The sequence below is a fragment of the Candidatus Amarolinea aalborgensis genome, assembly GCF_900491745.1.
Lineage (GTDB): Bacteria > Chloroflexota > Anaerolineae > SSC4 > Amarolineaceae > Amarolinea > Amarolinea aalborgensis.
In genome coordinates, this window is record NZ_UETR01000008.1 from 50,176 (window position 1) to 75,141 (window position 24,966).

Sequence of the window (24,966 nt, forward strand, 5' to 3'; positions counted from 1 at the left end):
CCTCCAGCTTCTCTATGAAAGGAAACTACCATGCGTGTCTCTCGTTGGCAATGGAGTCTTTGCTTGATCGTCGTTGCCTTGGCTCTTGCCTTCATCGCGCAGACTCGGGGGGCCCTGGTTGCCTCTCCCTATTTCGAGGGAGAAACCGGTTCGTTTCGCTATACGGGCCAGGGTCAATCAAACGGAAGTTACTACGTGACAATAAGCGTTGATTTCGATAATCCGATTGCTCGCAAGGATTACCTCGATGCGAATCGTGAGCGCGGTCAAACGCTGCTTTCACCCTACGCAGTGTACCCGGTGCCTCTACAAATCACCTTCGCAACACCTATCTCGCTGCAAGATGCGCGCACCCTGGCCTCCGAGACTCATGTTCAGGTGGATAGTTTCGCTCTTGTGGGCAAATCATCCCAGGATCACAATAAGCGCGGCGGGCATTGGGAATTTGGCGGACTTGATCGCCCCGTTCCAGGGACACAGAGCATGGATCCGGCGGGCGTCAATGGCGAACAACTCATTCTTGAAGGCGTCATGGTCATCCAGGGCGCGGCGGCTGACGCGGCGGGGCTGGCCAGCCTTCTGGCCGATCCTCGCATTTATTTGGTAGACACATCAGAAGTGGAGCTGCGCACGTTGATTGCACAACGACACCCATCTGAAGCAGCCAGCAGCAACCTGACCGTTAGCGTCCCCTCCCCATTTTGGAACCTGGATTGGTGATGGCTTTGCACATGAGCCGAAGAAAGCGGGGAGAGTCGTATGACTCTCCCCGCTTTTGTTTGGATGAGGTTACTCGTGTTGGACAAACCACTCAATGTCCATTTGTCAGATTTGGCCGATTTTACTTTTTGTCCGATAATGCTGGCCCAACTTCCTTCCCCGTGTCAACCAACCACTGTGAATCGAAAGGAGCTTCGAACATGCTGCGAATCAGAACCGTCCTCTCAATCCTGCTGCTGTTGGCGGCGGCGGCGCCCATGGCTTCTGCACGGCCGAGTATCGGCGCGCAGGAGCTGCAGGGCAAGGTCTCCGTCAAGCTGCTGCAGGAGCTGGCCGCCAACGGCACAGCCCTGTTCTTTGTCGTGATGGCCGAGCAGGCCGATCTCAGCCCCGCAGCCAACCTGCCGACCAAGCAGGCCAAGGGCGAATTCGTCTACCAGGCGCTTAAGTCAACGGCCGAGCGCACGCAGGCCGATCTTCTGGCGCTGCTCACCGCGCGGGGAATTCCGTTCAAGTCCTACTTCATCAGCAACATGGTGCTGACGCAGGGCAACCTGGCGCTGGTCAATGAGCTGGCGGCCCGCGGCGATGTGGCCCGTGTGGAGGCCAACACCGCGCACCAAATGGTCTTGCCGAAGCCTGAGGAAGCGGCTGGCGCAGTCGGCCCGCAAACGATCGAACCAGGCCTGGTGCGCATCAAGGCGCCCGATGTCTGGGGTCTGGGCTTTCACGGCGAGGGCATCGTTGTGGCCAGCGCTGACACCGGCGTGCAGTGGGATCATCCCGCGATCAAGAACAAATATCGCGGCTGGAACGGCTCCGTGGCCGATCACAACTACAACTGGCACGACGGCACCTGCGCCACCTCGCCCTTCATCCCGCCTGGCAACAATTGCCAGTGGCAGAATGTCCCTACTGATACGGATGGCCATGGCACCCACACCACCGGCACGATGGTCGGCGATGATGGCGGGACCAACCAGGTCGGCGCGGCGCCTGGCGCCAAGTGGGTGGCCTGCAAGAATATGAACGATCAGGGCTGGGGCACACGCGCCTGGTACGCCGACTGCTTCCAGTGGTTCATTGCGCCGACCAACCTGGCGGGCGCGAATCCCAATCCGGCCATGTCGCCCGACGTTATCAACAACTCCTGGGGCTGCCCGAACTCGGCGGGCGGTGAAAACTGCGACGACCCGGCCAACGACCTGGTCAATGAAGTGAACGCCACGCGCGCGGCCGGCATCATGGTGGTCGCCTCGGCCGGCAACAGCGGTTCAGCCTGCGGCACGGTCAACACGCCAATCGCGATCTATGATTCGGTCTACACCGTGGGCGCTTTCTCGGCTTCCACGGGTAACATCGCCAGCTTCAGCAGCCGCGGGCCGGCCGCGTTCACCAACCTGCTCAAGCCGGACATCTCGGCGCCTGGCGTCAGCGTGCGCTCAGCCTATGCCGGCGGCGGCTATTCCTCGCTCAGCGGCACCAGCATGGCCAGCCCGCACGTGGCCGGCGCCGTGGCGCTGCTGTGGTCGGCGCGGCCGTTCCTGGTGGGCAACATTGACGCCACTGAGACCATCCTCAACTCGACGACGACCCCGCGCACGTCCACACAGGATTGCGGCGGCGTGCCCGGCGCCAACATCCCCAACAACACCTGGGGCTACGGCGAGATCAACGTCTACGCCGCCGTCCTCGCGGCCGTGCCAACGGCTCTCACCCTGAGCGGCCTGAATGCCAGCGCCGTCGCCAGCAACCTGCCGCTCTTGCTCGCCGTCGGCCTGCTCCTGGCGGCCGTGATGATCCTGGCGCGACGCGTGCGCCGCCCGGCAGCCTGAACCTGACCTCCACTCGGGGGGCGGCGGGGATAGCATGACGCAGCTGCGGCGACTCGCGTCGGCCGCGGCCATCACATCCCGTGCAACGTTAGAGCCTATAAACAAAGAGCAGGAGGCGGCCGCGAGAACCGCCCCCTGCTCTTTGCGTTGTGTGGTTGCCCGCCCAGGAGTCTATGACAGCTGAGCGGCAGTGCGCATAACCGCTACAACGCCGCCACCGCTTCGATCACCTCGCGGCCGATGATTTCCAACGGCGTGATCTCATACACGTTGGGGATGCTGAAGATGAACTGCTGGATGCCGATGCTCGCCAGGCCGTGGCAGAAGCCGATCAGGTCAGCCGGGGTCATGCCGCCAGGCCCAAGCATCACCACGCCCAGCGCCGTGCGCTCGATCTCAGCATAGTCGCGGCCCACGTCGTCGCAGTGACCCTTGAGTACATCCAGCTTGTGTTTGACCTGGTCGAGGCCGGCGAAGGCGAAGAGATTGCAGGCATTCCCATACTGTGCCACCAGGCGCAGCGTCTTTTTCTCCCCGCCGCCGCCGATCAAGATCGGCGGATGGGGCTGCGAGAGCGGCTGCGGGCTGTTGATCGGCTCCGCCAATTGGTAGTGCTTGCCGGTGAACGGCGTCGCATCGCCCGACCAGAGCTGCCTGGCAATCTGCAAGGTTTCTTCCAGGCGCTCGAAGCGCTCAGCGATGGGCGGAAAGGGAAAGCCTAACCCCACGGCCTCGCGCTCATACCAGGATGCGCCGATGCCCAGGTTGGCGCGGCCGCCGGAGAGCACATCCAGCGTGCTGACCTGCTTGACCAGGAAGGCCGGCTGGCGGTAGACCACGCCGGTGACCATGGCGCCCAGGCGAATGCGCTCGGTGGCGCCGGCCATGAAGCTGAGCGCGGTGTACGCCTCCAGCATTGGGTCGCTGGCTGGACCGATGCCTGGGTCAATCTGGAAATAGTGGTCCATTACCCACAGACTGGCAAAGCCGGCCGCGTCGGCCGTGTGTGCGATGTTGGCCAGCGTGCGGCCCGTGTTGGCCGGGCTGCCGGGCCAGTTGAACGCAACGACCTGTAATCCAAGTTTCATGAGAGACCTCCGTACTGTTGTGATTTCATTCTCGAACCGCGTGACGATTGGTGGGATCGGCATAGGCGCCTTCCATGGCGCCCGGCCGGCTGTCCTGGAAGATGGCGAACTGATTGCCGCTGGGATCGGCCAGCGTCTGGCAGGGGCCGTTGGGAATCTCCAAGGCGGCGCCCTGCCGCTGCCAGCCGCGCGCGACCAGCGCCTGGATCGTCGCCTCCAGGTCGGCGACCTCGTAGATGGGCATACAGCTCGGCGCGGGGCGGTGATCCGCCAGCAGCAGCAAGGGGCCGTCCCCCAGGCGCAGCGCCGCCACCCTGGCGCCAAAGGACGCGAACTGCCAAATCAGCGACGCGCCCAGCTGCTTCCGATAGAAGGCCAGGTCCTGCTCGAAGTGGGCGGCGCCAACGTAGAAGAAGCGCAGCGCGCCGAAAGGCGGCGTCATCCGAAGCTCTCCCCGCTCGCCCCTGTCAGGCGTACGCTTTCGGCCCACAGGCGCTCCTGGACGGTCTCGTCGTGCGTGTAAGCGCTGGTCGTGATCGGCTTCTGCCCGTGGAAGAGCTGCCCGCTGACGCCGGCGCCCCGCGTCTCCGCCAGCCAGGCGAGACCGGCGGCGGCCTTCTCGGGCGGCTGCGCCATGAAGCTGAAGAGACTGAGCAGCAGGCGCATCGGCGCGGGGGCCTCGCGCATCAACCTGGTGCGCACGATGCCAGGATGGTAGGCGTTGGCCGTGACGCCCACGCCGCCCAGCCGCCGCGCCAGGGCGAAGGTGAACAGCAGGTTGGCGGCCTTCGACGCGCCGAACGCGTTGAGGGCGGAGAAGCGGCGCGCGCCTTGCAGGTCATCGAAGTTCAGTTTGCTTGTGGACGGCGCGCTGACCGTGATGACGGTAGACGGCGCGCTGGCCTGCAGCCGGTCAAGCAGCAGGTTGGTGAGCAAGAAGGGCGCCAGGTGGTTGGTGGCAAACATCAACTCCAGCCCTTCGCCGGTCACGGTTCGCTGCTGTTTGAAGACGGCCGCGTTGTTGATCAGGACGTGCAGCCGATCGTGCCCCTCACGGAACTGTGCGGCCAGGCGACGCACCGCGGCCAGCGACGACAGGTCCCCGCTCAGCGCGCTGACCGTGGCGCGGCTGGTTTGCGTCTTGATCTCAGCCACGGCGGCGTCGCCCGCGGCCTGGGTGCGCGCCACAATGACGACGGTCGCGCCGCGCTGCGCCAACTGCACGGCGACCGCCTTGCCCAGCCCAGCCGTAGCGCCGGTGACCAGGCAAACCTGGTTCTGCAGACTCAATGCCTCACCCATGTTGGCTTGTGCTGCTCCTTTCTAGAGCGAATGTTCATTCCAGTCGAGAGGGACAAATCGGCTACAGCTTGACGGCGTCCCAACACGCGGTGATTGCCGCCTCGATGGCTGGCTCGTCGAGCTGCACCTGGCCTTCGATATGGCCGCGCGCCAGGTTCACCAGGGGAGCGTTGGCGATCAGCATCAGCAGATGGATCGGCATGTCCTTGAAGATCTGCTGCGCATGGCCTTCCTGGAACAGCCGGATCGGCTCCTGCCAGAGCTGCATCCCCGCCTCCTTGGACTCGGGCGTGATGACTGGCGACAGCGAATACTGGTCGAGAAACTGAAACAGCGCCGGATTGGCCAGGTAGAAGCGAAAAAGGTTGCGCCAGATACAGAAGAACCGCTGGCGCAGCGGCGCGTCCGCGGCGTATCCGTCCAACATCGCCTCGTGCACACGCAGCTTGAGCTTGCGGTAGAGCGCGTTGACCAGTTCTTCCTTGCTCGTGAAGTAGTGGTAGATCGTACCCATGCCGACTGCGGCCTCGCTGGCGATCAGCGACATGGGCGTTGACTCCAACCCGCGTGCGACGATCAGGCGGAGCGTGGCTTGCAGAATGTTGTCGCGTTTGTCGGTCTGTTCTGGCATGAATCGCTGCAATTATGGAATGATTGCTCGATAGTATCACACGCCAGGCGCGTTGTCAAGACTTTTGGGGGGCCAACAGACAGCCAGTTTGCGCGGATTGCCAGCCCGGCGTTTTGGAGTACAATCACAGCGCAGTGGTGCGATTTGGAGGCGATATGACAGAAAGAATCGTAGTGACGGGCGCGACCGGTTTCATCGGCAGCCGTCTGGTGCCGGTTCTGCTCCGCCGCGGCTATGCAGTGACTTGCCTGGTGCGCAACCCGGCCAAAGCCGCCGACCTGGCCAGGCAAGGCGCGACGTTGGTCTCCGGGGACGTGACGGAGCGCCGTTCGCTCGTGGAGCCGCTGCGCGGCGCGGCGGCCTTGTTCCATTTGGCGGGCTGGTATGCGCTGGGCAACCTGGACAAAGCCAAGATGCGGGCCATCAACGTGGACGGTGCGCGTCACGCGTTGGAAGCGGCGGCCGAGCTGGGGGTGCCGAAGATCGTTCACACGAGCACGGTCGGCGTGTTCGGCAATACGCACGGCAAGATCGTTGACGAAACCTACCAGGTGGGCAAGGACGACATGGCCTCGGAGTATGAGCGCACCAAATGGGCCGCGCACTACGAGGTGGCCGTGCCTTTGCAGCAAAGGGGCGCGCCGCTCATCATCGTGCAGCCCGGCGGCGTGATCGGCCCTGGGGACGTCAGCCCGCTCAGCGACATCTTCCGCTACTATCTGCGACGCATGCCGGTCATGTTCGGCGCCAGGTCGGGCGCCACCTTCGCTCACGTCGCTGACATGGCTGAAGGCCATGCGTTAGCCCTGGAACATGGCCGGCCCGGCCAGAGCTATATTCTGGCTGGTCCCAGCATGACCTACCGCCAGGTCTTTGAGCAGTGCCAGACCATCGCCGGCATTCCGGCCACGCGGCTGTGGGTGCCGGCCTGGATGGCGAGCGCCAGCGCCCGGCTGATGAGCGCCGTGGAGCCGTTGGGCCTGAAGATGCCTTTCTCGGCCGAGGCGCTGGCCACGCTGGCTGATTACACCTTCTGGGCCAGCGCGGAGAGGGCCAGGCGCGAATTGGGTTGGGCCGAGCGGCCCGTTGAAGCGGCGTTCAAAGAGGTGCTGGACTACGAACGCGCCCAAGCGCCGCGGTAGGCAGCGCAGGGGCAGGCGGGAGTATAATACGAATCACGATTATAATAATCGCGATTCGTATTATTCCCCCGACAGCTCGTCAAGAAGGAAAACGATTGAAGGCTCATTCTGCGCGATCCAACAAGGCAAGGAATCGAGCGGGCGACACGATTGGGATCAATGTTCGTGTCAACGACAGCCCTCATGGTTGTTGATCTGGCGCTGCGCGCACCTCGGCAATAGCCGCGTCCACATCCGCCGCGATTTCGTCGTCGCTGTAGACGGCGTTTTGCTCCGCCAGCCGCATCATCGCGCGGTCGAATTCAGCCACGATCTCCTGCTCTTTCCAGGCCATAAAGCGGGTAAACTCCTCGTAGGGGACGATGGCGGCTTCTGGCCGGCTGCCTCGCGTCAGCACGTAGGGCATGCGGTCCTTGGTCACCTCCTCGAACACAGATCGGAAGTTTCTTTGCAGGTCGGTGACGCCAATGATTTTTTGCATAATTCGCAGACCTCACTTAGTATCAAAATACCAATCGTGAAGGGAGATTTTTCTATGACACTGGACCGTTCTTTTGTCGAGCGCAACCGCGCGTCAACCGACCGCATCCGCGCGCTGGCCGCGCGCCTGAGCGATGTGGAAATGCAGCACCCGGTGGGCGAACACTGGACCGTGGCGATCGCGCTGGCGCACCTGGCTTTTTGGGATCGTCGCGTGCTGTACGTCCTGGACATGACCGAACGCGACGGCGCGCTGTTCATCCCGCAGATTGATATCTTCGTGAACGATCTATCGCTGCCGCTGTGGGCGGCGATTCCGCCGCGCGCCGCGGCGCAGATTGCCATCGAAACCGCGGAGGCGCTGGACGCACGGCTGGAAAGTTATCCAGCAGCCTTGCTCGAGGAAATCCATGCCTACAATCAGCGCTGGGTCGTGCGTGCGCTGCACCGCAACGAGCATCTCGATGAAGTGGACGCCGCACTGAAGGATTAGGCATGGACTTCCGAAGTCTTGAAGACTTCGGAAGTCCATGCCTAGCCGCCCGCCATCGCGCCGACGATCAAAAAAGGTTCGGCGCCTGCGGCCACTGCCGCGGGCAGCAGCGCGTCCGCGGCCTCATGCGACCAATCCTGCCCACAGGCGAAGAAGCGCACGAGCGAACGGCGCTGCTGCGTGGCGTGATCGCGGATCGTCCCCCGCAGCACCGGATACGTCGCCTCCAAAGCGTCCAGGATCGCACGCTGGGTGATTGGCCCTTCCACCTGCAGCTCGACCTCTTTGCGTACGTTAGCCAACGTCCGCAGATGGTGTGGGAGAACGACGCGTATCATGGCAGGGTTTGGACAGAAACCGAGAGCACGGCCGGAAGATCGTGCACGATGGGCGCCCAATGGTCGCCGGAATCGGCCGAGGCGTACACCTGTCCGCCGGTGGTGCCAAAGTACACGCCGCACGACGGGAGCGAGTCCACGGCCAGCGCGCTGCGCAGGACGTTGACGTAGCAGTTGCTTTGCGGCAGCCCATTCGTGAGCGCCTCCCACTCATTCCCGCCCGTGCGGCTGCGGTAGACGCGCAGCTTGCCATCGAGCGGAAAATGCTCCGAGTCGCTCTTGATCGGCACGACATAGACAGTATCCGGCTCATGCGCGTGCGTGGCAATGGGAAACCCAAAATCGGTTGGCAAGTTCCCGCTGACCTCATGCCACATCTCGCCGGCGTCATCGCTGCGCATGACGTCCCAATGCTTCTGCATGAAAAGCACCCCCGGTCGGCTTGGATGCATCGCGATGCTGTGAACGCAGTGGCCCACCTCCGCGCTCGGATCCGGGAGTTCGAACGGGGAGTTCAGACCGCGGTTGATTGGTTGCCATGTCTCGCCGCCGTCATCGGTGCGGAACGCGCCCGCGGCCGAGATGGCGATGAAGATGCGCTGCGGATCGCTCGGATCCAGCACGATGGTGTGCAGGCACAGCCCACCAGCGCCCGGCTGCCACAGATTTCCCTTGGCGCTGCGCAGCCCGGCCAGCTCCTGCCACGTCTTTCCGCCGTCGTTGGAACGGAACATGGCGGCGTCTTCCACCCCGGCGTAGACCGTGTCCGGATCGGTGAGCGACGGCTCCAGACGCCAGACGCGCTTGAACTCCCATGGATGGGGAGTGCCGTCGTACCACATGTGCGTGCCGGGTACGCCCTGGTAGGCAAACTCGTTGCCTACCGGCTCCCACGACAGGCCCCCGTCATTGGAGCGCTGGATCAACTGCCCAAACCAACCCGTGGATTGCGAGGCATACAGCCGATTCGGGTCAGCGGGCGACCCCTTGAGGTGGTAGATTTCCCAGCCGGCAAAGTGGGGGCCGGCGACGTCCCAGTCCTTGCGTCGTTCGTCCGACGTCAGAATGAACGCACCCTTGCGCGTTCCAACCAGTACACGTACGCTGCTCATAAGTTGCTCCTTTCACGTGCTTGCATGGCGTCGCGGCTCCGGCGCCGTGCGCCGACAGCCGCCGCCGAATGAATGCGGGTTGCAAGGGCTTCGGCGAGCGGCTCGACTGAGCTCGCCGAAGTCTCAGTCGAGCCGTCGGCCTGACGCCGACCGGCATCGCGTCCAGCGGCGCGGTTTGTCATCGTGTCTGCGGCTGAACTACACCATCCCGTAGCCGCGAATGACTTCGAACTCGTAGATCAGCCGCTTCTCCTCAGCCATCACCTGCAGGAACGCCTCGGGGCTCAGCTCCTTGCCAAACCAACTGAGATTGCCAGTCGGACGGTTCTGCATTTGCCGGAAGAGGCGCAGATTCATCGCACACGCGTCGGCCCCTTCAATCATACGCACCGTCGTTTCCAGGGTCAACCACCCCCAACGGGCATCGAAGACGAACAGCGTGCAGCGAGGGTCACGACGCAGCCGCGCGGTGCGCACCCGGTCCTGCGTTCCGCTGCTCCACAGCTTTCCGTCAACGAGCGCGACGCCGACGCGCACCGCCCGCGGCCCGCCGTCATCACCGATGGTGATCATCGCCGCCGAGTGATTGTTCTCCAAGAACGAACGCTGACTATCCGACAGGTTCATACCTTTCGCCTTTCTATCGCGCAGCGCCTTCCAGCGCACGCGCCGACTTGTCTCCGGCTGCTACCGCAGGCTGCACAAGGCTTGCCGAATCTCGCCTAAATGATACGCCGTGTGCACGATGGTCGCCATCGCGCCGCCGATCTGCACTTCGCTTGACCACGCCGGGGTGTCCTTGATCAGCGCCTTGATACGGTCATAACTCAACCGCAGCGACGACTTCAGCGCGTCCCATTCCTCGGCTGTGACGGCTTTCGTCTCACGCCAGATCTTGCCCCAATCCTGGCGCTCGAACTGCTGCGTGCGCACGCTCTTCTCCAACACATCGAGATAAAACGCCACGTGCTTTACCTGGGCGGCCAATGTGGCGCACTTGCCGCCCACGGGGATAGAGGCTTCTTCGGCCGAGATCGTCGCCAGTGTTTCAAACAAGGAGGTGCCTTTATCGAGAAAGTAGCCATGCACGTTGTCAAAGGTTTCGTCGAGCAGGGCGTAAAGCGTGTTGGTGAAATGTTCAGTCTGAATTTGGGTGGTCATCGTTCACCTCAGGTGATTGAACATGGTTAGGTTACAGAGAGGGATAGATTATAGAACTTTTGTTCTGATTTGTCAACTGCTGCGCGCTCGCAGCGTGCATTTCAGCATGGGGCCGCGTCGGGCGGCGTTGGTTGCGCGCACGCCATCCGGTCGCCAACCCCGCCGGAGGCCAAAGGCCATCCGGCTACAAGGTGCAAGCCCCTGCGGGGCTGTCAGGCCCGATAGGGCCTTCCACCTCGTAGCCCGATCCGTTCACGGTCGGGCGGCGTTCGTTGCGCGCACGCCATCCGGTCGCCAACCCCGCCGGAGGCCAAAGGCCATCCGGCTACGAGGTGCAAGCCCCTCCGGGGCTGTCAGGCCGGCTAGGGCCTTCCACCTCGTAGCCCGATCCGTTCACGGTCGGGCGGCGTTGGTTGCGCGCACGCCATCCGGTCGCCAACCCCGCCGGAGGCCCGGTTAGTATCTTACGAGTGAAATTCTTGTCCAAAGAGCAAGAATATCTCACGCAAAGCCGCAAAGTTCGCAAAGGTTTTTCTTGGCGTTCTTTGCGCCTTTGTGTGAGATATTTGGTTACGGCTTGCCCGGGTTAGGGGCTGCTTGTGTGAGGCAGCACCACGGGCACGCCGAGAAACTCACCATACCGCTGGGCCGCAGCGTCCAGCGCGTGGTTCTCTCCTGTGGTCAAAGGCCGAAAAGGGGCTGCTTCGATGACGACGGCGTTCTTCCTCAGGGTGCGTTTCCAGGTGCCTCTCACTTCGCCGTCTATCACCAGGGTTGGGATGAACATGCCGTTGTCGCCGGGGCAGATGCGTTGCGCGTAGACCGGATCAAGCACGGCGCTGCGATCGCCATAGCCGAGCACATATTCGTCGAAGCCAGGTAGAAGATAAGCCGACTGCGTGTCACGGCTTGGAGCCGGCGTGCTGCTTGGCATCCAATAGACACGGCCCGCGATGGTTTCCTGGATCAGCTCCTTCCCGACAGCCTCCAAGCCTCTCTTGACCTCTGCCGCCGTCAGCCCTGCCCACCGCATCAAATCTTGCGCCGTGGCCGGGCCATGACCGCTGAAGTAACGCCTGGTCAATTCAGTCAACGCCTCGTCGCGCGCCAGGGGCTGGGCCGGTGGAATCCAATCATCGAGCAGCGCAAACGTGTGCTGTTTTCCCCGTCTCGATCCAAAGCAGATCAGCCCATCCTGCGCCGAGTGTACGAGCAGATGGTAGCCGCGCTGGCCGGTCGTGGCAATGCCCGCCTGCTCCAGCGCTTGCAGCATTTCGGCGCGGGTGAGCTGCTTGCCGCCCTGAAGGACTTTGGCAAACACCTCTTGGCTGCGCGCAAACGTCGCCTCGTCCAATTCAAGCTGGCGGGAGCGGCCAGCGCTGCCGGCAATCTCGCGCGGGGCGAGAAGCGCCAGCATCCAACGCACGTCGTTGGCGGCGACAAAATGCAGCGTGCCGCGCATCGGCCAGGTGCGCACAATGGTTCGCTCGGCAATCGCCTGTTCGATGCGGCGCTCGGTTGCGCCGGCCATGCGCAGTCCAATCGCCCACAGCGTCCCGCCATAATCCTGCGCCTGCAGTGCGCCCAACCAGGCAACGACATCGCCAGCCTCGGCAAACGTTGGCTGGGCGATGCCTTGATTCGCCAGCCGTGCAAGCGCAATGCGATTAGGCGCTGGCAAAGATGGCCGCCATCTTGTCGAGACACTGCTCCATGCCCATCCTGGACATTTCCATCATCTGGCCTTCCCGCCAACCATACTCTGTCACGGTCAGTTCGGTCTTGTTGTCGCCCAGGGCTTTGAAGGTGATGACCTGAAGCTGACCCTGCGGGAAGTCGGCAGGCAACCCCATCTGCGCCGGGTCAACGTGGTTGCCATCTTGATCGGCCAGATTGTGGATGTATTCGATGCGCTCCATGGGCACGATTTTTGTATAGGTCCACGTGCTGTACATGTCCTGGCCGCCGAACTCCGTGGGCGCCCGCATGCAGACAAGCGATCTGCCGCCTTCTCGAAAATCAATGTCAGCGCTGGGACAGGTAAAATACTTCGGCCCCCACCATTGCCTGATATCGTCGGGGTCGCTCCAGGCTTTCCACACCAGCGCCAGGGGGGCGTCGAAGACACGCGTCATGATGAGGTTTCGCACCTGCGCGTGATCTGCCTTTGCGGCGTCATGGCTGTCGTTCATATCACTTCTCCTTCTCTTGTGTCTGCAATTCCTTGAGATAGTCGGCCAGGCGATCGAAACGCTCACGCCATAAGTGCTCGAACGGCTTGACCCAATCGTGGATCGGCTTCAGCCCTTCGCCTTGCAGCCGATACAACCGCTGCTGTCCTGCCTCGCGCATAGCGACAAGGCCAACCTCGCGCAAGACCCGCAGATGCTTGGAGACTTGCGGCTGCTTGAGCTCCAGCAAGGCGGCGATCTCATTCACCGATCGCTCACCTTGCGCAAGCAGGTCGAGGATTTGGCGGCGCTGTGGTTCCGCCACCGCGTTGAAGGCGTCCGAAGTTGTCGCTAAGCGTGCCATGCCGGTATTATATTCCGATATAAGAATATGTCAAATTTCTTTTTTCTTTCCAACGCAGCGTCAAGCGCGCCCAGCATCTACGCAGCCATTGGGCCGTAGTAGCGTATACAATCAGAAAGACTATAATAGAGATGTACCGAAGAAAATCCTCGTTGGACGAGAGAGGTTCCCTCGTCCACGACTGTTATAGTTACGAAAGCAGACTCGTGACAAAGACGCTGGTTAATCTTTTCACCGGAGGAGGCATGTCCAGAAAACGAACTTGGGCCGTGCTGGCGCTGAGCCTACTGGCGCTGCTGCCCGGATGTGCGTCACGCGCCGCCACAGCCGGCGGCTCGGCGACCCCGGTCGCCCACGCGATTCAGAACACTGGCTCCGACACGCTGGTCAATCTGGCGCTGGCCTGGGCCGAGCGTTACATGCCTGAGCACCCCGGCGTGCGGATTTCTGTGACCGGCGGTGGATCAGGCACTGGGATCGCAGCCTTGATCAATGGCACGACCGACATTGCCAACGCCTCGCGGGCGTTGAAAAAGGAGGAGTTCGACGCCGCGCAGAAGAACGGCATCACGCCGGTCGAATTCGCCGTGGCGCGGGACGCGATTGCGATCGTGGTCAATCCTGCCAACCCGGTCAACGGGCTGACCCTGCCGCAGCTCTCCGACATCTACCAGGGCAAGATCACGAACTGGCGGCAGGTGGGCGGCGAGGATCGGCCGATCGTGCTTCTCTCCCGCGAGTCGAACTCTGGCACTTACGTTTACTTCTTGGAGCACGTGCTCCGGCTGGGCGCGAAGAGCGACCTGCTCTTCTCGCCAGATACGCTCCTCATGCCGTCATCCGAAGGGATCAGCGCTGAAGTACGCCAGAACCCCAACGCGCTCGGCTACGACGGCCTGGGTTATGTCACCTCAGATCAGAAGGTAGTCGCGGTGGCAAAAAACGCCAGCAGTCCCTACGTCAAACCATCCGTCGCCACGGTCAACGACGGCTCCTACCCGATCTCCCGCCCTCTGTTCATGGTCACAGCCGGTCAGCCTACAGGTCAGGTCAAAGACTACCTGGATTGGATCATACACGACGGACAGGCGTTGGTCGTGGAGCTAGGGTTTGTGCCGCTGAAATAGGTTTGCCATGCTCAGGTCATTTTACGCCCGCTGGAGTGAATTTGCCGTCGAAACCCTGATTCGCGTCTTGGGCTTCTCCACGGTTGCCTTTGTCTTGCTGATCTTTCTCTTTCTGCTGCGCGAAGGTTTGCCCGCGTTCTTCACCGTGGACACAGCCAACCTGTTCGGCGCCCGCTGGTATCCCACGTTCGACCTGTTTGGTATGCTGCCGCTCATTCTTGGCTCGTTGCTGGTGACGGTGACGGCGATCCTCATCGCGCTGCCGTTGGGACTGGCGACTGCGGTCTTCGTGCGCGAGGTGGCGCCGCCATGGGCGCGCGACCTGCTCAAGCCCATGATCGAGGTGTTGGCGGGAATCCCATCCGTGGTGCTGGGCTTTTTCGGCATCATCGTGCTGGCGCCGCTCGTTCGTCAGGTCCTCGGCGCGCCCACTGGACTGACCGCATTCACCGGCGCGCTGATTCTGGCGTATATGGCCCTGCCCACGATGATCAGCGTGGCCGAAGATGCGCTCGACGCCGTGCCCAAGAGCTACCGCGACGCGGCTCTTGCCATGGGCGCGACCAAGTGGCAGACGATCTGGCGCGTGGTCGTCCCCGCGGGCCGCTCCGGCATCTTGACGGCCGTGATGTTGGGCATGGGAAGAGCCATCGGCGAGACGATGGCCGTGATGATGGTGACAGGCAACGCCGCGCGGCTGCCGCTCTCCCTCGACTCGCTCTTCCGCCCTGTGCGCACGATGACGGCCACCATCGCCGCGGAGATGGGCGAGGTGGCCCAGGGCAGTACGCACTATCACGTCCTTTTTGGCATCGGCATCATTCTATTCCTGCTCACCTTCGTGATCAATTTGGCGGCCGCCTCGGCCATGTTCCAGAAACGGCGGCGAGGGGGACTGCGATGAGGACAAACCCCATTCGTCGCCAGCGGATCGAGCGCGCCGGCTATGCGCTGCTCAGCGCGGCCGCACTGGCGGTCGTCCTGCCGATTCTGCTAGTCATCGCGGCGATCCTGGTGCGCGGCATCAGCGCCATCAACTGGGAATTCCTGACCGCCATGCCCAGGAACGGCATGAAGGCCGGCGGCATCTTCCCCGCGATCATCGGTACGCTGCTGCTGACCCTGGGCACCGCGGTGGCCGCGATCCCTGTCGGCGTGGCGGGCGCGATCTATCTGGCCGAATATGCCCGCGACACCTGGCTGACGCGCGCGATCCGCCTGGCCGTGGTCAACCTGGCCGGCATTCCGTCGGTGGTCTACGGATTGTTCGGGCTAGGGCTGTTCGTGCTCTTTCTGCATTTCGGCACCTCGATTCTGGCCGGCTCGCTGACCCTGGCGATCATGACGCTGCCGGTGATCATCAGCACGGCCGAAGAGGCGCTGCGGGCCGTGCCGGTCGAGTTCCGCACGGTCAGCGCCAGCCTGGGCGGCACACGCTGGCAGGCGACCCGCACGATCGTGCTGCCGCAGGCCCTGCCTGGCATCATCACCGGCGTGATCCTCGGGCTGCTGCGCGCCGCAGGTGAAACCGCACCGATTCTTTTCACGGTCGCGGCGTTCTATCTGCCGCGTCTGCCGCGCTCGCCGCTCGACCAGACCATGGCCCTGCCCTATCATCTGTACGTCATCGTCACCCAGGTGCCCGGCATGCCGCCAGAATTCCAATACGGCACCGCGCTGGTGCTCTTGGTCCTGGTGCTGTCGCTCAACCTGGCGGCGACGCTGATCCGGAGCCGCTTCCGACGGCAAAGGGAGTGGTAAAGGCGGTCAACCCTATGCCTGTACAGACGACGATTCCACCCAAGATTCACATAGACCATGTCACCTATCGTTACGCAGGCGAGCCTGTCTTGCGTGATGTGACGTTGGAGATCGCCGAGCATGCCGTCACGGTGCTCTTTGGGCCGGCGGGGAGCGGCAAGAGCACGCTGCTGCGCCTGATCAACCGGCTGAATGACCTGGTAGACCACACGAAGTTGACGGGCCGTGTGCTGCTTGACGGGCAGGACATCTACGCGCCCGGGGTGGATGTGTCGGCCCTGCGCCGCCGCGTCGGCATGGTGTTCGCGCTGCCGCTGCCGCTGCCGGGGACTATCCGTGAGAATATCGTGTACGGGCCGAAACTGGCTGGCGAGCGAGATCGCGCCCGGCTGGAGGAGATTGTCGTCCGCAGCCTGACTCAGGCGGCGCTGTGGGATGAGGTCAAGGATCGGTTGGATGGGCCGGCCAGCGCCCTGTCGGGCGGTCAACAGCAGCGGCTCTGCATTGCGCGCAGCCTGGCGCTGGAACCGGAAGTGCTGCTCCTGGACGAGCCAACGTCGGGTCTCGATCCCATCTCGACGGCGAAAGTCGAGGATTCGCTCTTTCAGTTGAAGCGTCAATACACCATCGTGATCGTGCCGCACAGCATCCAGCAGGCGGCGCGCGTGGCGGACTACAGCGCTTTCCTGCTCATGGGTGAGTTGATCGAGCAGCGGCGCGGCAACGAGATGTTTGTGGCGCCGCAAGATCAGCGCACCGAAGACTACGTCACGGGCCGGTTTGGGTAGGCCATCTCGATGAACAAATTCACCGTAGACCGACTCAGTTTTTACTACGGGGCCAAGCGCGCCCTGACTGATGTCTCCATCAGCATCCCCGATCGGCAAATTACAGCCCTGATTGGGCCTTCAGGCTGCGGCAAGTCTACCTTCTTGCGCTGCCTCAATCGGATGAACGACACCATCCGCGGCGCGCGCGCCACGGGAAGCGTGCTGCTGGATGACGAGGACATCTACGCGCCCGGCGCCGACGTGGTGGGACTGCGGCGCCGGGTCGGCATGATCTTTCAGCGCCCCAACCCCTTTCCGCAATCCATCTTCGCCAACGTCGCGTTTGGCCCCACCGTGCTGGGGATGGCGCGCGGGGGCGAATTGAGGGACATCGTAGAAGCGAGCCTGCGCGGGGCCAACCTATGGGATGAAGTCAAGGACAACCTGCGCGGGGATGCGCTTGGCCTATCGCTGGGTCAGCAGCAGCGGCTCTGCATTGCGCGTGGGATCGCGGTCAAGCCCGAAGTGATCCTGATGGATGAGCCGTGCTCCGCGCTCGATCCAATCGCGACCCTGAAGGTCGAAGAGCTGATGCGCGAGCTGGCGCGGGACTATGCCATCGTGATTGTGACCCACAACATGCAGCAGGCGGCGCGCGTATCTGATCTGACCGCGATGATGATGCTGACCGCGGACCAAAAATCTGGCACCATCATCGAGATCGGCGCGACCGCGGCGATCTTCTCCCGCCCGCAAGATCAGCGCACCGAAGATTATGTCACAGGCCGGTATGGGTAATCGCGTCTCAAACGAGCACGCCCTCCTCCAGATCAGAGCGCTCGAATTGGCTGTTGTACAACTCGGCGTAGAAGCCGTTGCTCGCCAACAGTTCATCGTGCGCGCCTTGTTCAACGATGTTGCCATCGCGCATGACCAGGATCAAATCGGCGTTACGAATGGTGGAGAGCCGGTGGGCAATGATGAAACTGGTGCGGCCGACCATCAGGTTTCCCATCGCTTTCTGAATGAGCAGCTCCGTATGTGTATCCACCGAACTGGTGGCTTCGTCCAAGATCAGCATGGGCGAGTCGGCGAGAAACGCGCGCGCAATCGTCAGAAGCTGCTTCTGCCCCTGCGAAATGTTGGTGACTTCCTCGTTCAAGACGAAACCGTATCCATCAGGCAAGGTGCGGATGAAGTGATCCACATGCGCCGCCTGCGCGGCCGCGATGACTTCGGCCTCGGTGGCGTCCGCGCGCCCGTAATGAATGTTTTCCAGGACTGAGCCGTTGAACAGCCAGGTGTCCTGCAGCACCATGCCAAACATCTGACGCACGTCGGCGCGCGTGAACTGCTTGACGTTTTGCCCGTCAATGCAGATTTCGCCCTCATCCACTTCATAAAAGCGCATGAGCAGCTTGACCAGCGTGGTCTTGCCGGCGCCGGTTGGGCCGACAATCGCGACCTTTTGACCGGGCTGGATCTTCGCCGAAAAGCCTTTAATGACCGGCTGGCCTGGCTGATAGCCAAAATGCACATCCCGAAATTCTACGCCTCCCCGCACCTGCTCCATGCTGATCGGAGCAGCCGTGTCGGGCGTTTCTTCGGTCCCCTCGAGGAACGTGAACACCCGCTCCGCGGCGGCGACGGTGCCTTGCAGCACGTTCGATGTGTTCGCCAGCTGCGTGATGGGCTGGGTGAATGAGTTGACGTACTGAATGAACGCCTGGATATCGCCCACGGTAATCGCCTTGCGAATGGCCAACCAGCCGCCCAAAATGACCACGGCGACATAGCCGAGATTGCCAATCAGGCGCATGACGGGCATCATGATGCTGGAAAAGAACTGCGATTTCCACGCCGAGCCATACAGCGTGGTATTGTACTGGTCGAATTTGGCAATACTTTTATCTTCGCCATTGAAGGCCTTGACGATCAGATGACCGCCAAACATTTCCTCCACGTGGCCATTGACGTGGCCGAGGTAATCCTGCTGTTCGCGGAAGAAACGCTGCGATTGTTTGATGACCTGCATCACGACGATCATGGAAAGCGGCACAATCGTCAGCGCGACCAACGTCATCTGCCAGGAAATGGAGAACATCATCACCAACACCCCCACCACCGTCACCAGCGAGGTGATGATTTGCGTCAGGCTCTGATTGAGGGTTTGGTTAATGGTATCCACGTCGTTGGTCAACAGCGAGAGCACCTCGCCGTGCGGCGTGCTGTCGAAATAGCGGAATGGCGCCCGATTGATTTTCTGCATCATCTGGCGGCGCAGCTCATACGTGACCTGAATCGCAACATCGGTCATCAGCCAACCTTGCAGGTAACTGAGCACGGACGAGAAGAGGTACAGGCCCAGCGCGGTGAGCAGAATTCGCCCAATGACATCGAACGGCACATCACCCGTTCCCGCCAGCTTGGCCAAAATGCCGTTGAAGAGCTCGGTCGTGGCGTTGCCCAAGATCTTGGGGCCGATAATCGCGAAGACGGTCGAGCCAATCGCGAGCGCGAAAACGACAATGATCTTCAGGCGATAGGGAGCCAGGTAGGCAGTCAGTTTGCGCAGCGTACCGGAAAAATCGTGCGGCTTTTGCACGGGCATCCCCATCATGTGCCCGCCCGGCCCACGTGCGACGGGGCCTCCGCGGCCAGGCCCAGGGATGAACGATGGAGAAGAATTTCGCTGTGGCGTTGTCATGCCAGCGCCTCCTGTTGTTTCAACTGCGAAAGGGCAATCTCGCGATAGATTTCGTTGGTTTCCATCAACGTCTCGTGCGTTCCCTGCCCAATCAGGCGGCCTTCGTCCAGCACGAGAATCTGGTCAGCATTCTTGATCGTGGCCACGCGCTGCGAAACAATCAGCACGGTGCTGCCGCGCAAGTGTCGTACCAGCGCCTGCCGCAAACGCGCGTCGGTCTTGTAATCGAGCGCAGAGAAGCTGTCATCGAAGATGTAGATGGGCGCACGTTTGACCAGGGCGCGGGCAATGCTCAGGCGCTGCTTTTGTCCGCCGGAGAAGTTGACCCCGCCTTGCGAGACGTCTGCCTGCAAACCTTCCGTGCGCTCACGCACGAAATCGGCGCCCTGCGCAATTTGCAGCGCCAGCTGTAACGTCTCGCCTGCGGCGTTCTCATCAGCATAGCGCAGGTTGCTCTCGATCGTGCCGGTGAACAGATTGCTGCGCTGCGGCACGTAGCCGATCTTGTCGCGCAGTTCTCTGAGCGGCACGTCGCGCAGATTCACCCCGTCCATCAGGATGGCGCCGTCCGTGACATCGAAAAAACGCGGAATGAGATTGACCACGGTAGATTTGCCGGAGCCGGTCGTGCCCATGATGCCGACCGTTTGCCCCGCTTCGATGGTGAAGGAAAGGCTGTGCAGCACATCATCTTCCGCGCCCGGATAGCGAAAGGAAACGCTGCGGAATTCGATGGCCGGGCGAAATGAGGCCGGGAAATGCGTGGGCTGAGCCACATCCACGACCGAAACGGGCATCTCCAAGACATCGGCAATACGGTTAGCGGAGACATCGGCGCGCGGGAACATGATGAAGAGCATGGAGAGCATCAAGAAGGCAAAAACGATCTGCATGGCATACTGCATGAAGGCCATCATATCGCCGACCTGCATTTGCGCCTGCGCCACCTGGTGCGCGCCGACCCACAGGATGAGCAGCGTGGCCCCATTCATGATCAACATCATGAAGGGCATCATCACCACGAACAGCCGGTTGACGAAGAGGTTGGTGCTGGTCAGGTCGCGATTGGCAAGGTCGAAGCGCTTTTCCTCGTGCTGTTCACGGTCGAAGGAACGCACGACCATCATGCCGGTCAGGTTCTCACGCGCGACCAGGTTCAAGCGATCCACCAATGATTGGATGATGCGGAATTTGGGCAAGGCAATCGAGAACGCGGTGATAATCATCACCAGGAGCAACCCCACCGCCAGCGCGATCGTCCACCACATGGAAGGACTCTTGCCCACAGCGCGGATGATGCCGCCGACGCCGATGATCGGCGCGTAGAAGACCATGCGCACCATGATGCCCATGACATTCTGAACTTGCGTGATATCGTTGGTGGCGCGGGTGATGAGCGAAGCCGTGGAAAAATGCTCGAATTCCGCGCCCGAGAAGCGCATCACTTTCTCGAACAGCACGCGGCGCAGGTTACGCGCCAGCCCGGCGGCAATTTGCGAACCGAGCAGGCCGACCGTGATCGTGGCGACCGCGCCGAGCAAGGCAATCAACAGCATTTGCCCGCCCACACGCAGGATGTAGGCGTTTTGAATGGCCACGGTGTCCATGCCAAGCGCCTCGTACTCCGCCAGCGCGGCGTGCGCGGCCGCCTGCAGAAGCGCCTTCTCTCCGCCCATCGCGGCAAAACGTTGATCCACCGATGCGCCGAGCTGTAGGCGCTGCGCTTCGGGCATGCGTTTCAACAGGGTGAAAATATCTGTCCCCGCCGGAAGCTTCGACAGGTCGAATCCGCTGTTGGGGAACAGGGTGGCCGCCTGGGCCGGGTTGCGCGCGATCTGATCCAGCCCATAGAGCAGTAACATCGGTCTGGTGAGCAGGGTCGTGAGGCGGGCGCGCGTCGCGGCGTCGGTGTCTTTCAGCGCGTACAGCGGCGCCTCTTTCAGCGCCGGATACTGCTGCAGCAGCCGGTCGTAGTCTGGATTGGTCGAATCCACCAGCGTGTAATGGGACAGCACTTCTTCTTGTTCCTGCGCGGTCAAGAAGAGCGCCAGATGCTCGACCGTCGTCTGGCGCATGGCCTGCGGGACCGGGCTGTCTACGCCGCTCTGTTGAATACCGACGTTGACGATGCGCGACATGTAATCTGGCAGCGCCAGGTCGGCATTGGCTTGCAAGAAGAGCAAGGCCACGGCGATGATCAGCATCAGCGAGAAGGGTTTCAGGTACTTCAGAATACGGCTCATACGCGCTCCTGTGGAAAAAGGGATCAGTTCAACGGCGAGGTCTGGGACGTTGCGGGGACTTTGGTATTTTCGAGCGGGGCTAATCTCTCGGCGAGCAAACGCAGCGCGGCGCTCAATTGGGCAGCTTCGTCGTCTGTCAACTGCTGCAGGTTATCCATCCAGGCTTGCTGGGCATTCAACCCACCCTGCAATACCTCACGGCCTTTGGGAGTGAGCGAAAGGCGTTTGCTGCGCCGGTCTTGCGGATGTTCGATGCGCAGGGCAAGCCCTTGCTGCACGAGCTGGTCGAGCGATTGGCTGACCGCGGCGTTGGTCACGCCGAGATGGCCGCTGATCATCGAGATGTTGCACCCACCCTGCTGCTCGTGCGCGTGAATCTGACCCAGAGTGAACATCTGCGCCATCGAAAGGCCGTGTTCTTTGGCATAGAGCCAGAAGCTGCGCATGGAGAGGTGCACCAGGCGGCTGGTGGTCAGTCGCAAAACGTCTTTCAGTTCTTCGTGGATCATCGCGATCATTCAATTCTCTAATAAGTTAAGCACGCTAATATATTAAGCGGTCTTGCATTTTTTGTCAAAATGCAACCCGCGCGAAATCGCTCACATGGTTCTTTGAGAGGACTTGACAAGGGAAATGAATCAGGCTATAAGCGTGGCAAGCATGAGGCGCAGTGCGTCAGGAGAACAGAGGATGTTGGTCATCAAGAACGCCGCCATCTACACCCCCGATCACGTCATCGCACAAGGCGCGGTGTTGGCGGATGCCGGCCGCATTCAAGCCGTGGGGCCGGCCGCGGACGTACCCTGCCCAGACGCCGCGCAGGTGATTGACGCCGCCGGGCTGCTCCTGGTCCCGGGCTTCATGGATATGCAGATCAATGGCGCGTTCGGCGACGACTTTACGTCTGATCCGGCGACCATCTGGCGCGCGGCCGAACGGCTGCCCCGTTTCGGCGTGACCTCCTTCCTGCCCACCATCATCAGCTCGCCCCTCACCCAGATCACCGCGGGCCAGCAGATTGTGATCGCCGGGCGACCCGCCGGCTTCCGCGGCGCGCGACCGTTGGGGCTGCATGTCGAGGGGCCGTTCCTCAACCCGCACAAGAAGGGCGCCCACAACCCCAACCACCTGCGCCAGCCCGATCTCCGCGCAGTGGCCGATTGGTCGCCCACAGCCGGCGTTCGCCTGGCGACGCTGGCGCCCGAGCTGCCCGGCGCGCGGGAGGTCATCGCGGCGCTGTCCGGGCGCGGCGTTCTGGTCAGCGCAGGCCATTCGATGGCGACCTATGCCCAGGCCGCGGCCGGCTTCGACGCAGGCGCGCGCGGCGGCACGCACCTCTTCAACGCCATGCCGGCGTTGGGGCATCGTGACCCCGGCCTGGCCGGCGCGCTGCTGGCCGACGACCGGCTGACCGTCGGCTTCATCGCTGATGGCATTCACACCCATCCGGCAGTGATCAAGCTGGTGTGGCGGGCGCTGGGCAGCGGCCGGCTGGCCCTGGTGACTGACGCGACGGCCGCGCTGGGGATGCCGCCTGGCCGCTATCGGCTGGGCGACGCCGAGGTCATGGTGGATGCCGCAAGCTGCCGCCTGGCGGACGGCGCATTGGCCGGCAGCATCCTGTCGCTGGACCAGGCGCTGCGCAACCTGGTCGCGGTCGGAGGCTGCACGCTGGTCGAAGCGCTGCCGACAGTGACGACTACGCCGGCCCGCGCCATCGGCCTGAGCCATGTGCGCGGACGCATCGCCGCGGGCTGCCTCGCGGACATGGTGCTGCTGACGCCCGACCTGCACGTACACGCTACGATTGTCGAGGGCGATGTGGTATATGGAGCGGCGGAGTGAACGATTCACGCCCCCGCCCGACCGTAAACGGATCGGGCTACGAAGTGGAAGGCCCTGTCGGGCCTAGCAGCCCCGCAGGGGCTTGCACCTCGTAGCCGGATGGCCTCTGGCCTCCGGCGGCGTGAGCGCGGCCAACGCCGTCCGACCGTAAACGGATCGGGCTACGAAGTGGAAGGCCCTGTCGGGCCTGGCAGCCCCGCAGGGGTTTGCACCTCGTAGCCGGACGGCCTCTGGCCTCCGGCGGCGTTCGTAGCCGGACGGCCTCTGGCCTCCGGCGGCGTTCGTAGCCGGACGGCCTCTGGCCTCCGGCGGCGTTCATGGCCGGATGGCCTGGCGTCAACTGATCGCCGGCGCCTGGTGCAGATAGGTTGAATCGGTGAGCTGCTTGAGAACAAACGCGGCCACATCGGCGCGTGAAACTTGCCCGGCGCCGATCTTGGTATCTATCCCCGACTGGTAGCGGCCAGTCGCCGGCCCGTTGGTCAAGCCGCCTGGCCGGACGATGGTCCAATCGAGATCGCTCGCCTTCACCAACGCCTCCTGACGTTCCTTATCTTCCATCGGCTTTCGGAGCACGCTCTTCATGAGCAGCTTGAAGGCAAAGGGCACCTGGTCCTTGCTGTCGCCAACGCCGAGCGAGCTGACGACTACGATGCGTCGCGGCGCTCCCAGGCGCTGCATCGCGGCGACGATGACTTGCGTGCCAAGCGAGACGATATAGTCGGGGTTAGATTCGGTGTTGCCCAGGGAAACGACGACCGCGTCCGCGCCTTGCAGCGTCTCCTCCACATTGACCGCGTTGAGCACGTTGCCCGTGACGACGGTCAGATTGGCGTTTGCCAGTGTGAGCCTGGCCGGATTGCGCGCCAGCGCCGTGACCTGATGCCCAGCGGCCAGCGCTTGTTCAACGACTTGCCTACCCGTGCCACCCGTGGCGCCAAAAACTGCGATTTTCATGCGTAAGTTTTCCTCTGCCTCAAATGTCAAACAGGTCTGCCACCTTGAGCGCAAACCCTGCCAACACGCCCTCGCCGCGCAGGGTGTTATCGTCGCCGAATTCTTCGACCGCCGTGGGCGAGCGGAAGACCAACACCTTGCGGTTTGACGGCTCAACAATCCACACCCACGTCACGCCAATGGCAAAATACTCTGCCAGCTTCTCGCGTACATCCTGCCAACGGTCATCGGGCGACATGATGTCCACTACCAGATCAGGCGCAACGGCCAGGTAGCCCTTGACCGGCTGCGCCATGCGGTTCGTCGAGATGAAAGCAATGTCCGCGGCGCGCACGCGATCAGGATTGCGCCGCGTATAGATGCCAACTTCGCCACCTGTGACACGTCCCAGCCGATGCTGGCGCACGAATGCACGCAACTCGCCACCAAGATTGAACTCTATCGTGCCGTGCTCATCGCCAGTCGGAGTCATCGTCACAATCCTCCCATCAATCAGCTCGCTGGGGCCGATATCACCCATCGCCAGCAGTTCATTTCCAGTTATCGGCTTTGTTCTGCGTTTGGGCGGCGCCGTCAGGACAGCCATCGCATCACCTCGATTTTACGTGTTCAACACATTCATCATGTCAATGGCAAAGATTATACCACAAGGCTGAGGGCTGCGCCGAAAGGAAAAAACTCGCGGCTTTGATGCCCGGCGCGGCGCGTGCTATAATGCC

The 24,966-nt window shown here is 62.3% G+C and carries 27 protein-coding genes; 10 read left to right on the forward strand and 17 right to left on the reverse strand.

Annotated features, from left to right (window positions below):
* The first annotated feature begins 30 nt into the window (after window positions 1-30).
* Together ACPQ6D_RS12305 and ACPQ6D_RS12310 are read left to right on the forward strand one after the other, a co-directional pair.
* Window positions 31-720, forward strand: a complete 690-nt coding sequence (locus ACPQ6D_RS12305) for a hypothetical protein (RefSeq protein WP_423224627.1) — start codon at window positions 31-33, stop codon at window positions 718-720.
* A gap of 200 nt (window positions 721-920) precedes the next feature.
* On the forward strand, window positions 921-2,555 hold the full coding sequence (locus ACPQ6D_RS12310; RefSeq protein ID WP_423224628.1) for a S8 family serine peptidase: 1,635 nt from the start codon (window positions 921-923) through the stop codon (window positions 2,553-2,555).
* Between the two features lie 203 nt (window positions 2,556-2,758).
* Here the strand turns inward: ACPQ6D_RS12310 and ACPQ6D_RS12315 are convergent, their stop codons facing one another.
* The 4 genes from ACPQ6D_RS12315 to ACPQ6D_RS12330 all read right to left on the reverse strand — a co-directional run bounded on the left by ACPQ6D_RS12315 (window position 2,759) and on the right by ACPQ6D_RS12330 (window position 5,576).
* Complete coding sequence (locus tag ACPQ6D_RS12315; RefSeq protein WP_423224629.1) at window positions 2,759-3,643, reverse strand: LLM class F420-dependent oxidoreductase; 885 nt, start codon at window positions 3,641-3,643, stop codon at window positions 2,759-2,761.
* Between the two features lie 25 nt (window positions 3,644-3,668).
* Window positions 3,669-4,085, reverse strand: coding sequence for a VOC family protein (locus ACPQ6D_RS12320; protein WP_423224630.1), 417 nt, complete (start codon window positions 4,083-4,085; stop codon window positions 3,669-3,671).
* Window positions 4,082-4,945: an SDR family NAD(P)-dependent oxidoreductase gene (locus tag ACPQ6D_RS12325; protein ID WP_423224631.1), complete on the reverse strand. Its 864-nt coding sequence runs from the start codon at window positions 4,943-4,945 to the stop codon at window positions 4,082-4,084. The genes ACPQ6D_RS12320 and ACPQ6D_RS12325 overlap by 4 nt, the downstream gene beginning before the upstream one ends.
* Before the next feature lie 61 nt (window positions 4,946-5,006).
* On the reverse strand, window positions 5,007-5,576 hold the full coding sequence (locus tag ACPQ6D_RS12330; RefSeq protein ID WP_423224632.1) for a TetR/AcrR family transcriptional regulator: 570 nt from the start codon (window positions 5,574-5,576) through the stop codon (window positions 5,007-5,009).
* Between the two features lie 155 nt (window positions 5,577-5,731).
* Here ACPQ6D_RS12330 and ACPQ6D_RS12335 point away from each other — a divergent pair, with 155 nt between their 5' ends.
* Window positions 5,732-6,718 carry an NAD-dependent epimerase/dehydratase family protein gene (locus tag ACPQ6D_RS12335; RefSeq protein WP_423224633.1) on the forward strand — a complete coding sequence of 329 codons (987 nt, stop codon included), beginning with the start codon at window positions 5,732-5,734 and terminating at the stop codon, window positions 6,716-6,718.
* A 181-nt stretch (window positions 6,719-6,899) separates the two neighbouring features.
* Here ACPQ6D_RS12335 and ACPQ6D_RS12340 read toward each other — a convergent pair whose 3' ends face one another.
* Complete coding sequence (locus tag ACPQ6D_RS12340; protein WP_423224634.1) at window positions 6,900-7,199, reverse strand: type II toxin-antitoxin system Phd/YefM family antitoxin; 300 nt, start codon at window positions 7,197-7,199, stop codon at window positions 6,900-6,902.
* Window positions 7,200-7,253: 54 nt separating this feature from the next.
* Here ACPQ6D_RS12340 and ACPQ6D_RS12345 point away from each other — a divergent pair, with 54 nt between their 5' ends.
* Complete coding sequence (locus tag ACPQ6D_RS12345; protein ID WP_423224635.1) at window positions 7,254-7,691, forward strand: DinB family protein; 438 nt, start codon at window positions 7,254-7,256, stop codon at window positions 7,689-7,691.
* Between the two features lie 41 nt (window positions 7,692-7,732).
* Here ACPQ6D_RS12345 and ACPQ6D_RS12350 read toward each other — a convergent pair whose 3' ends face one another.
* From ACPQ6D_RS12350 to ACPQ6D_RS12380, 7 genes are all read right to left on the reverse strand, one after another.
* Entirely contained in the window at window positions 7,733-8,029 is a 297-nt protein-coding gene (locus tag ACPQ6D_RS12350; protein ID WP_423224636.1) for a MoaD/ThiS family protein, read from the reverse strand.
* On the reverse strand, window positions 8,026-9,141 hold the full coding sequence (locus tag ACPQ6D_RS12355) for a WD40/YVTN/BNR-like repeat-containing protein (RefSeq protein ID WP_423224637.1): 1,116 nt from the start codon (window positions 9,139-9,141) through the stop codon (window positions 8,026-8,028). Before ACPQ6D_RS12355 ends, ACPQ6D_RS12350 begins: the two co-directional genes overlap by 4 nt.
* 198 nt (window positions 9,142-9,339) lie before the next feature.
* Window positions 9,340-9,807, reverse strand: a complete 468-nt coding sequence (locus ACPQ6D_RS12360) for a pyridoxamine 5'-phosphate oxidase family protein (RefSeq protein WP_423224638.1) — start codon at window positions 9,805-9,807, stop codon at window positions 9,340-9,342.
* A gap of 21 nt (window positions 9,808-9,828) precedes the next feature.
* Window positions 9,829-10,302 carry a hypothetical protein gene (locus ACPQ6D_RS12365; RefSeq protein WP_423224639.1) on the reverse strand — a complete coding sequence of 158 codons (474 nt, stop codon included), beginning with the start codon at window positions 10,300-10,302 and terminating at the stop codon, window positions 9,829-9,831.
* Window positions 10,303-10,888: 586 nt separating this feature from the next.
* Complete coding sequence (locus ACPQ6D_RS12370) at window positions 10,889-11,983, reverse strand: winged helix DNA-binding domain-containing protein (protein WP_423224640.1); 1,095 nt, start codon at window positions 11,981-11,983, stop codon at window positions 10,889-10,891.
* Entirely contained in the window at window positions 11,970-12,494 is a 525-nt protein-coding gene (locus ACPQ6D_RS12375) for an SRPBCC family protein (RefSeq protein WP_423224641.1), read from the reverse strand. Before ACPQ6D_RS12375 ends, ACPQ6D_RS12370 begins: the two co-directional genes overlap by 14 nt.
* Window position 12,495: 1 nt before the next feature.
* On the reverse strand, window positions 12,496-12,837 hold the full coding sequence (locus tag ACPQ6D_RS12380) for an ArsR/SmtB family transcription factor (protein ID WP_423224642.1): 342 nt from the start codon (window positions 12,835-12,837) through the stop codon (window positions 12,496-12,498).
* 245 nt (window positions 12,838-13,082) lie between these two features.
* Between ACPQ6D_RS12380 and ACPQ6D_RS12385 the strand changes: the two genes are divergently transcribed.
* The 5 genes from ACPQ6D_RS12385 to pstB are packed head-to-tail and all read left to right on the forward strand — an operon-like array spanning window position 13,083 to window position 17,293.
* Window positions 13,083-13,964, forward strand: a complete 882-nt coding sequence (locus ACPQ6D_RS12385; RefSeq protein ID WP_423224643.1) for a PstS family phosphate ABC transporter substrate-binding protein — start codon at window positions 13,083-13,085, stop codon at window positions 13,962-13,964.
* 7 nt (window positions 13,965-13,971) lie between these two features.
* Window positions 13,972-14,868, forward strand: coding sequence for a phosphate ABC transporter permease subunit PstC (gene pstC / locus ACPQ6D_RS12390; RefSeq protein ID WP_423224644.1), 897 nt, complete (start codon window positions 13,972-13,974; stop codon window positions 14,866-14,868).
* Entirely contained in the window at window positions 14,865-15,725 is an 861-nt protein-coding gene (gene pstA / locus ACPQ6D_RS12395; protein WP_423224645.1) for a phosphate ABC transporter permease PstA, read from the forward strand. Before pstC ends, pstA begins: the two co-directional genes overlap by 4 nt.
* Before the next feature lie 32 nt (window positions 15,726-15,757).
* Window positions 15,758-16,513 (forward strand): phosphate ABC transporter ATP-binding protein, encoded by a 756-nt coding sequence (locus tag ACPQ6D_RS12400; protein ID WP_423224795.1) that lies wholly within the window; start codon window positions 15,758-15,760, stop codon window positions 16,511-16,513.
* A 9-nt stretch (window positions 16,514-16,522) separates the two neighbouring features.
* Window positions 16,523-17,293 carry a phosphate ABC transporter ATP-binding protein PstB gene (pstB, locus tag ACPQ6D_RS12405; protein WP_423224646.1) on the forward strand — a complete coding sequence of 257 codons (771 nt, stop codon included), beginning with the start codon at window positions 16,523-16,525 and terminating at the stop codon, window positions 17,291-17,293.
* 7 nt (window positions 17,294-17,300) lie between these two features.
* On the opposite strand, the gene ACPQ6D_RS12410 is transcribed toward pstB, so the two are convergent.
* Genes ACPQ6D_RS12410 through ACPQ6D_RS12420 form a run of 3 tightly spaced genes read right to left on the reverse strand, consistent with a single transcriptional unit; the run spans window position 17,301 to window position 21,954 of the window.
* Window positions 17,301-19,202, reverse strand: coding sequence for an ABC transporter ATP-binding protein (locus ACPQ6D_RS12410; RefSeq protein WP_423224647.1), 1,902 nt, complete (start codon window positions 19,200-19,202; stop codon window positions 17,301-17,303).
* Complete coding sequence (locus ACPQ6D_RS12415; protein WP_423224648.1) at window positions 19,199-21,445, reverse strand: ABC transporter ATP-binding protein; 2,247 nt, start codon at window positions 21,443-21,445, stop codon at window positions 19,199-19,201. The genes ACPQ6D_RS12410 and ACPQ6D_RS12415 overlap by 4 nt, the downstream gene beginning before the upstream one ends.
* 23 nt (window positions 21,446-21,468) lie before the next feature.
* Window positions 21,469-21,954 (reverse strand): MarR family winged helix-turn-helix transcriptional regulator, encoded by a 486-nt coding sequence (locus tag ACPQ6D_RS12420; protein ID WP_423224649.1) that lies wholly within the window; start codon window positions 21,952-21,954, stop codon window positions 21,469-21,471.
* A gap of 181 nt (window positions 21,955-22,135) precedes the next feature.
* Here ACPQ6D_RS12420 and nagA point away from each other — a divergent pair, with 181 nt between their 5' ends.
* Window positions 22,136-23,290, forward strand: coding sequence for an N-acetylglucosamine-6-phosphate deacetylase (gene nagA / locus ACPQ6D_RS12425; RefSeq protein ID WP_423224650.1), 1,155 nt, complete (start codon window positions 22,136-22,138; stop codon window positions 23,288-23,290).
* 336 nt (window positions 23,291-23,626) lie between these two features.
* Here the strand turns inward: nagA and ACPQ6D_RS12430 are convergent, their stop codons facing one another.
* Together ACPQ6D_RS12430 and ACPQ6D_RS12435 are read right to left on the reverse strand one after the other, a co-directional pair.
* Window positions 23,627-24,247, reverse strand: a complete 621-nt coding sequence (locus ACPQ6D_RS12430) for an NAD(P)-dependent oxidoreductase (RefSeq protein WP_423224651.1) — start codon at window positions 24,245-24,247, stop codon at window positions 23,627-23,629.
* Window positions 24,248-24,266: 19 nt separating this feature from the next.
* Window positions 24,267-24,833 carry a Uma2 family endonuclease gene (locus ACPQ6D_RS12435; RefSeq protein WP_423224652.1) on the reverse strand — a complete coding sequence of 189 codons (567 nt, stop codon included), beginning with the start codon at window positions 24,831-24,833 and terminating at the stop codon, window positions 24,267-24,269.
* Window positions 24,834-24,966 lie beyond the last annotated feature (133 nt).